We start from the raw sequence: 6,113 nt of genomic DNA, 5'->3' as shown, positions 1-6,113 counted from the left end.
CAGCGAACTCCTCGCGCAGCGCGGCGGCCACGTCGGCAGCCACCGGGTCGAGGTCGGCGATGAGGACACGGGCGCCCTCGGCGACCAGGCAACGCAGGATGCCGAGACCGATCCCGGCACCGCCGCCGGTGACCACCGCGCGCCGTCCGGCCAGCCGGCCCGTCGCCACGAACGGGCGGGTCGGCGCCGGGGTCACGACGGCGCTCATCGAGCACCCGCCTGGAGCAGCGGGGTGAGGTGTGCGCGTACGTCGTCGACCTTGTCGAGGTCGCGGACCACCGCCACCAGCGACGTGAGCTGCTCGCCCGGGACGATGTCGTGGCAGAAGTTGCGCAGCTTGCGCTCGACGTCCGCCCAGGTGGGGGCGGTCTCCTTCGACCACGGGTCGCCGGGGGCGAAGTCCTCGTCGACCTGCAGCTCCTGTCCGCCGGCCCGGATGGTCAGCGAGCCGCGGGTACGCCGAGGACGACCCACACCGTCGTTGATCTCGGAGTCCCACTCCTCCGCCAGCGACGGGTCGGCCGAGGTGGTGATCCGGTCGGCGACCTCCCACACGCGCGGGTCGGCCAGGTTCTCCGGGGTGTACCAGCCGGCGCCGGGGCGGTTGCCCAGCGCGACGTTCGCCAGCACGAAGGGGATGTTGAACTGCGCGTGCATCGGCGAGCGGTGGTCGTCGGGGTCGAACGAGCGGGCCGGGTCGTTGAAGACCGACATGCTGAACGCGGCCGGGTTGAGCCGTACCTCGATCGACTCGATGTCGCCAGCACCCAGGCCGTTGGCCGCCATGAACTTCTCCAGCGTGTGCGCCGGGGCGTGGGTGTAGCGGCACGAGGGCAGGAACTTGACCGCGCTGTCTCGGATCCACCACTGGCTGCCCAGCTCACGGGTGAGCGGCTCCAGGTCGCGGCTGACGAACCCCTGGCCCTCGATGAAGCCGGGGACGAGGTCGACCAGGTCCAGCTCGCCGCGGTAGCCGTGCTCGGCGAGCAGCACCGACGTCATCGCGTTCTGCACAAGGTTGTAGTTGGGGGCGTGCTTGTACGAGGCGTACTCGCGGCGCACCCAGGCGTTGGAGTTGCGGGCGCCCGGGGCGGTGCCGGCGACCAGCGCGAACGCGTCGGCCATCTGGTTCGCATCCAGGCCGAGCACGATGCCGGCGGACGCCGCGGCGCCCATCGCGGCGTACCCGCTGCCGAACAGCTCCGACCAGCGGAACTCGCCGTCCTCGAACGTCATGAACGAGCTGGCCAGGTTGAACCGGGCGCTCACGTCGAACCCGAGGGCGACGGCACGCACCAGCTCCGCGCCGGACCCGCCGGTGCGCTCGGCCTCGGCGAGGGCTGCGGCGACGTTGAGGATCACGAAGTGGGCGGAGTTGAAGAACGTGTCGTCGGCGTCGAGCAGGTTCATGATCTCGGCGTTGGCCGAGGCGGCGTGGGTGGCCGGCACCAGCCGGTCCATCCCGAACAGGGTCGCCTCCTGGCCATCACCGAGGCGCGCCGCGACGCGGTGCCCCATTCGGGTGCGCTCCATCTGGGAGGCGCCGAGACCGCACGCGATCGAGTCGAGAACGAGCAGTTTCGTGTAGTCGACGACGTCCGAGGGGAGCTGGTCGAACCCGGTGTCGGTGACGAACCTGCCCAGGCGTTGGGTGACGAGTTCCGTCATGGTGTGACCTCCTTCACAAGCGGTGTGAGGAGGACGTTAGGAACCCGTGAGGCCCGTCACCCCGCCCTGCCGCTCAGTGGCGGAAGTCGTGAGAAGTCGTCTCCGCGAGCCCCGGTACGCGGGCCTTCGTGACCACTGAGTGGTCAGGCCTGGGCCTTGGCCGCCGCCTTCTTCGCCTTCTTGAAGTCGCGCACCTTCTGCAGCGAGTCCCCGTCGACCACGTCGGCGACCGAGCGGTAGCCCTCCAGGGCGTAGTCGCCGACCACGGACTCCCAGCCGTCGGCCGTCACACCGACCTGCTTGACCAGCAGCGCGAGCAGGATCTGCGCCTTCTGCTTGCCGAAGCCCGGCAGGGCCTGGATGCGCTTGAGCAGGTCCTTGGCGTCCTTGGCCTCGGTCCAGATGCGCGAGGCGTCACCGCCGTACTCGTTCTCCACGATCGCGGCGAGCGCCTGCACCTTGGCCGCCATGGAGCCCGGGAACCGGTGGATGGCCGGCGTGGTCGCCGCCATCTCGGCGAACGCGTCGGGGTCGGCCGCCGCGATGGCGGCCGGCTCGATCGTGCCGAAGCGGTCCAGCACCTTGGCCGGGCCGCGGAACGCGTGCTCCATGGGGTACTGCTGGTCCAGCTGCATCCCCATCACGAGGGCGAACGGGGAGTCGTCGAGGACCTTGTCAGCGGCTGCGTCCTGGCAGATCTGGAAACCCATGGTCCGATCCTCTCAGACCGGTTCCCGCGCGCCGAGCGTCCACCCGGCCCCGGCGCAGCCGGAGCACGGGCTCAGCCCCCGGGAGGACTCAGAGGTCCTCGAACAGCGACGCGTCCCCCATGGCGGCCGACGCGGGCACCGGCAGCCCGAGGTGCCGCCACGCCGCCGGGGTCGCGATCCGGCCGCGCGGGGTCCGGGCGAGCATGCCCATGCGTACGAGGAACGGCTCGGCGACCTCCTCGACGGTCTCGCGCTCCTCGCCCACGGCGACCGCGAGGGTGGAGACGCCGACCGGTCCCCCGCCGAAGCGGCGGCAGAGGACGTCGAGGACGCCCCGGTCGAGCCGGTCGAGGCCGGACTGGTCGACCTCGAACATGTCCAGCGCCGCGTGGGCGATCTGCTGGGTGACCACGCCGTCGGCACGCACCTGGGCGTAGTCGCGCACGCGGCGCAGCAGGCGGTTGGCGATGCGCGGGGTGCCGCGGGAGCGCAGCGCGATCTCAGCCGCCCCCTCGGCCAGCAGCTCGACGCCGAGCAGCCCGGCGGACCGGTGCACGATGAGGTCCAGCTCGGCCGGCTCGTAGAACTCCAGGTGGGCGGTGAACCCGAACCGGTCCCGCAGCGGCCCGGGCAGCAGGCCAGCCCGCGTGGTCGCGCCCACCAGCGTGAACGGCGGGAGCTCGATCGGGATCGCCGTGGCGCCCGGCCCCTTGCCGATGACGACGTCGACCCGGAAGTCCTCCATCGCCATGTAGAGCATCTCCTCGGCGGGCCGCGACATCCGGTGGATCTCGTCGACGAAGAGGACGTCACCCTCGTTGAGGCCGGACAGGATCGCGGCCAGGTCGCCGGCGTGGGTGATCGCCGGGCCGCTCGTGAGACGCAGCGGCACGCCCATCTCGGAGGCGATGATCATCGCGAGCGTGGTCTTGCCGAGCCCGGGCGGCCCGGAGAGGAGCACGTGGTCGGGCGCGCGTCCGCGGCGGCGGGCCGCCTCGAGCACCAGGCCGAGCTGGTCGCGCACCCGCGACTGCCCCACGACCTCGTCGAGGGTACGGGGGCGCAACGCAGCCTCGACGGCGCGCTCGTCACCCTCCGCCTCCGCGTCAGTCACGCGGCGCAGGTGCTCGCCCTCGACCGCCCCGTAGTGGGCGTCGAGGTCGTCGTCGGTCCAGTCCATGGTTCAGCGGCTCCCAGGCGTCAGGTCGACTCGCACGGCGCGGTTCACGCCTTGCTGAGCGTACGCAGGGCCGCGCGGAGCAGCGCACCGACGTCCGGCGACTCGCCGGCCTCGGGGGCCACGGCGTCGACGGCCTTGTCGGCGTCCTTCGCGGACCACCCCAGACCCACCAGCCCCTGCTGGACCTGGTCGCGCCACGCCGACGCCACCCCGACGCCGGCGGTGGCCGTACGGCTGGAGGTCACGGGGCCAATCCGGTCCTTGAGTTCGACGATGATCTTCTGCGCGCCCTTCTGGCCGATGCCGGGCACCTTGGTCAGGCGGGCGACCTGCTCACCGGCGATCGCCTCCCGCAGGGCGTCGGGCGACAGCACCGCCAGCGTGGCCTGGGCCAGCTTGGGACCGACCCCGGAGGCGGTCTGCAGCAGCGAGAACATCTCCTTCTCGTCGTCGTCGGTGAACCCGAACAACGTCATGGAGTCCTCGCGGACCACCATCGTCGAGGGCAGGGTCGCCTGCTCCCCCACCCGCAGCGTCGCCAGCGTGTTGGGGGTGCAGAGCAGCTCGAGGCCGACGCCACCCACCTCCACCACGGCGCTGGAGAGGGTGAGTGCGGCCACCCGGCCGCTGACGAAGGCGATCATCGCTTCCTCCCTGCGGCGGCGATCGCCGCCTCGATCCGGTTCTGGGCGCCTCCGCGCCACACGTGGGTGATGGCCAGCGCGAGCGCGTCGGCCGCGTCGGCGGGCTTGGGCGGTGCGTCGAGGCGCAGGATCCGGGTGACCATGGCACCCACCTGCTGCTTGTCGGCGCGGCCGTTGCCGGTGACGGCCGCCTTGACCTCACTGGGCGTGTGCATGGCGACGGGCAGGCCCCGGCGGGCCGCCGCGACCATCGCGATCCCGCTGGCCTGGGCGGTGCCCATGATCGTGGAGACGTCCGAGCGGGCGAAGACGCGCTCGACCGCCACGGCATCGGGGCGGTACTCGTCGAGCCAGGCGTCGATCCCCTTCTCGATGGTGACCAGGCGCTCGGGCACGTCCAGGTGCGAGGACGTACGGACCACGCCCACGTCGACCAGGGTCAACGGGCGACCGACGCTGCCGTCGACGACCCCGACCCCGCAGCGGGTCAGCCCGGGATCGATCCCCAGCACGCGCATCGCCCACCCGCCCTTTGCCGACTCGTCCGACGGACACCGGGACACCGGCATCCGAACACCTGTTCGCACACACGCTAACCCAGCGCCGGGGCGGGCGCGCCGTCGACACGCTCGCGGCCCGGAACGGCGGAAGGACGCCCACCACCAGGTGGGCGTCCTTCCGTCTGTCCGTACGGAGCGCTCAGTCGTTCTCGAGCTCGGCGAGGACGTCCTCGCTGATGTCGACGTTGGAGAAGACGTTCTGCACGTCGTCGAGGTCCTCCAGGGCGTCGATCACCTTGAAGACCTTGCGCGCGGCGTCCGCGTCGACGGGGATGTCGAGGCTGGCGACGAACTCGACCTCGGCGGAGTCGTAGTCGATGCCGGACTCCTGCAGGGCCGTGCGCACCGCGACGACGTCGTTGGGCTCGGACTGCACCTGCAGCGTCTCGCCCAGGTCGAGCACGTCCTCCGCGCCCGCGTCGAGGGTCGACTCGAGGACGTCGTCCTCGGCCACCTCACGCGACTCCTGCGCCTTGGAGACCACCACGACGCCCTTGCGGTTGAACAGCCGCGAGACGGAGCCGGGGTCGGCCATGGTGCCGCCGTTGCGGGTGACCGCGGTGCGGACCTCCATCGCGGCACGGTTGCGGTTGTCGGTCAGACACTCCACGAGGACGCCCACGCCACCGGCGGCGTACACCTCGTACATGATCGTCTCGTAGTTGACGCCGCCACCCTCGAGGCCACCGCCACGCTTGACCGCGGAGTCGATGTTCTTGTTGGGGACCGACTGCTTCTTCGCCTTCTGGATGGCGTCGTACAGCGTCGGGTTGCCGGACGGGTCGGGCCCGCCCATCTTGGCCGCGATCTCGATGTTCTTGATCAGCTTGGCGAAGAGCTTGCCGCGCTTCGCGTCGATCGCGGCCTTCTTGTGCTTGGTGGTCGCCCACTTGGAGTGGCCTGACATGGTCCCTCTTCCCGTCGTGTTCCTACGGACTCGCTCAGGTCGATCGCACCAGGTCGACGAACGACCGGTGCACACGGGTGTCCCCGCCGACCTCCGGGTGGAAGGAGGTCGCCATCAGGTGGCCCTGGCGAACGGCGACGATCCTACCGTGGTCGGCAGCACCAGCCTCGCCCTCACCCCGTACGCGTGCGAGCACCTCCACGCCCGCCCCCACCGACTCGACCGCGGGGGCACGGATGAAGACGGCGTGCACCGGCTCCTCGAGGCCGGTGAAGGCGAGGTCGGTCTCGAAGGAGTCGACCTGCCGCCCGAAGGCGTTGCGGCGCACCGTCACGTCCAGCCCGCCGATGGTCTCCTGCCCGGCCGCACCGTCCTCGATCCGGTCCGCGAGCAGGATCATCCCCGCGCACGTCCCGAAGGCCGGCAGCCCACCGCGCACCGCCT

General features: G+C 71.4%; 7 protein-coding genes and 1 pseudogene. All 8 read right to left on the bottom strand.

What is annotated here, in order from left to right:
• Positions 1-208 (bottom strand): annotated as a pseudogene (locus ACI379_RS15490) (hypothetical protein); the annotation flags it as partial.
• A complete protein-coding gene (locus tag ACI379_RS15485) occupies positions 205-1,668 on the bottom strand; it encodes an MmgE/PrpD family protein (protein WP_439793006.1) in 1,464 nt (487 codons plus the stop codon). The pseudogene ACI379_RS15490 and the gene ACI379_RS15485, both read right to left, overlap by 4 nt.
• Positions 1,669-1,811: 143 nt before the next feature.
• Positions 1,812-2,378, bottom strand: coding sequence for an HhH-GPD-type base excision DNA repair protein (locus ACI379_RS15480; RefSeq protein ID WP_439793005.1), 567 nt, complete (start codon positions 2,376-2,378; stop codon positions 1,812-1,814).
• 88 nt (positions 2,379-2,466) lie between these two features.
• Positions 2,467-3,558 (bottom strand): Holliday junction branch migration DNA helicase RuvB, encoded by a 1,092-nt coding sequence (ruvB, locus tag ACI379_RS15475; RefSeq protein ID WP_439793003.1) that lies wholly within the window; start codon positions 3,556-3,558, stop codon positions 2,467-2,469.
• A 44-nt stretch (positions 3,559-3,602) separates the two neighbouring features.
• Positions 3,603-4,202 (bottom strand): Holliday junction branch migration protein RuvA, encoded by a 600-nt coding sequence (gene ruvA / locus ACI379_RS15470; RefSeq protein ID WP_439793002.1) that lies wholly within the window; start codon positions 4,200-4,202, stop codon positions 3,603-3,605.
• A complete protein-coding gene (gene ruvC / locus ACI379_RS15465) occupies positions 4,199-4,711 on the bottom strand; it encodes a crossover junction endodeoxyribonuclease RuvC (RefSeq protein WP_439793007.1) in 513 nt (170 codons plus the stop codon). The genes ruvA and ruvC overlap by 4 nt, the downstream gene beginning before the upstream one ends.
• Before the next feature lie 190 nt (positions 4,712-4,901).
• Entirely contained in the window at positions 4,902-5,669 is a 768-nt protein-coding gene (locus ACI379_RS15460) for a YebC/PmpR family DNA-binding transcriptional regulator (protein WP_439793001.1), read from the bottom strand.
• 34 nt (positions 5,670-5,703) lie between these two features.
• Positions 5,704-6,113: pyridoxal 5'-phosphate synthase glutaminase subunit PdxT (gene pdxT / locus ACI379_RS15455; protein ID WP_439793000.1), on the bottom strand; the 410-nt coding region annotated here is incomplete at its 5' end.

Source organism: Nocardioides sp. (assembly GCF_051876515.1).
Classification (GTDB): domain Bacteria; phylum Actinomycetota; class Actinomycetes; order Propionibacteriales; family Nocardioidaceae; genus Nocardioides.
This window is presented reverse-complemented; position numbering and strand designations above follow the sequence as displayed.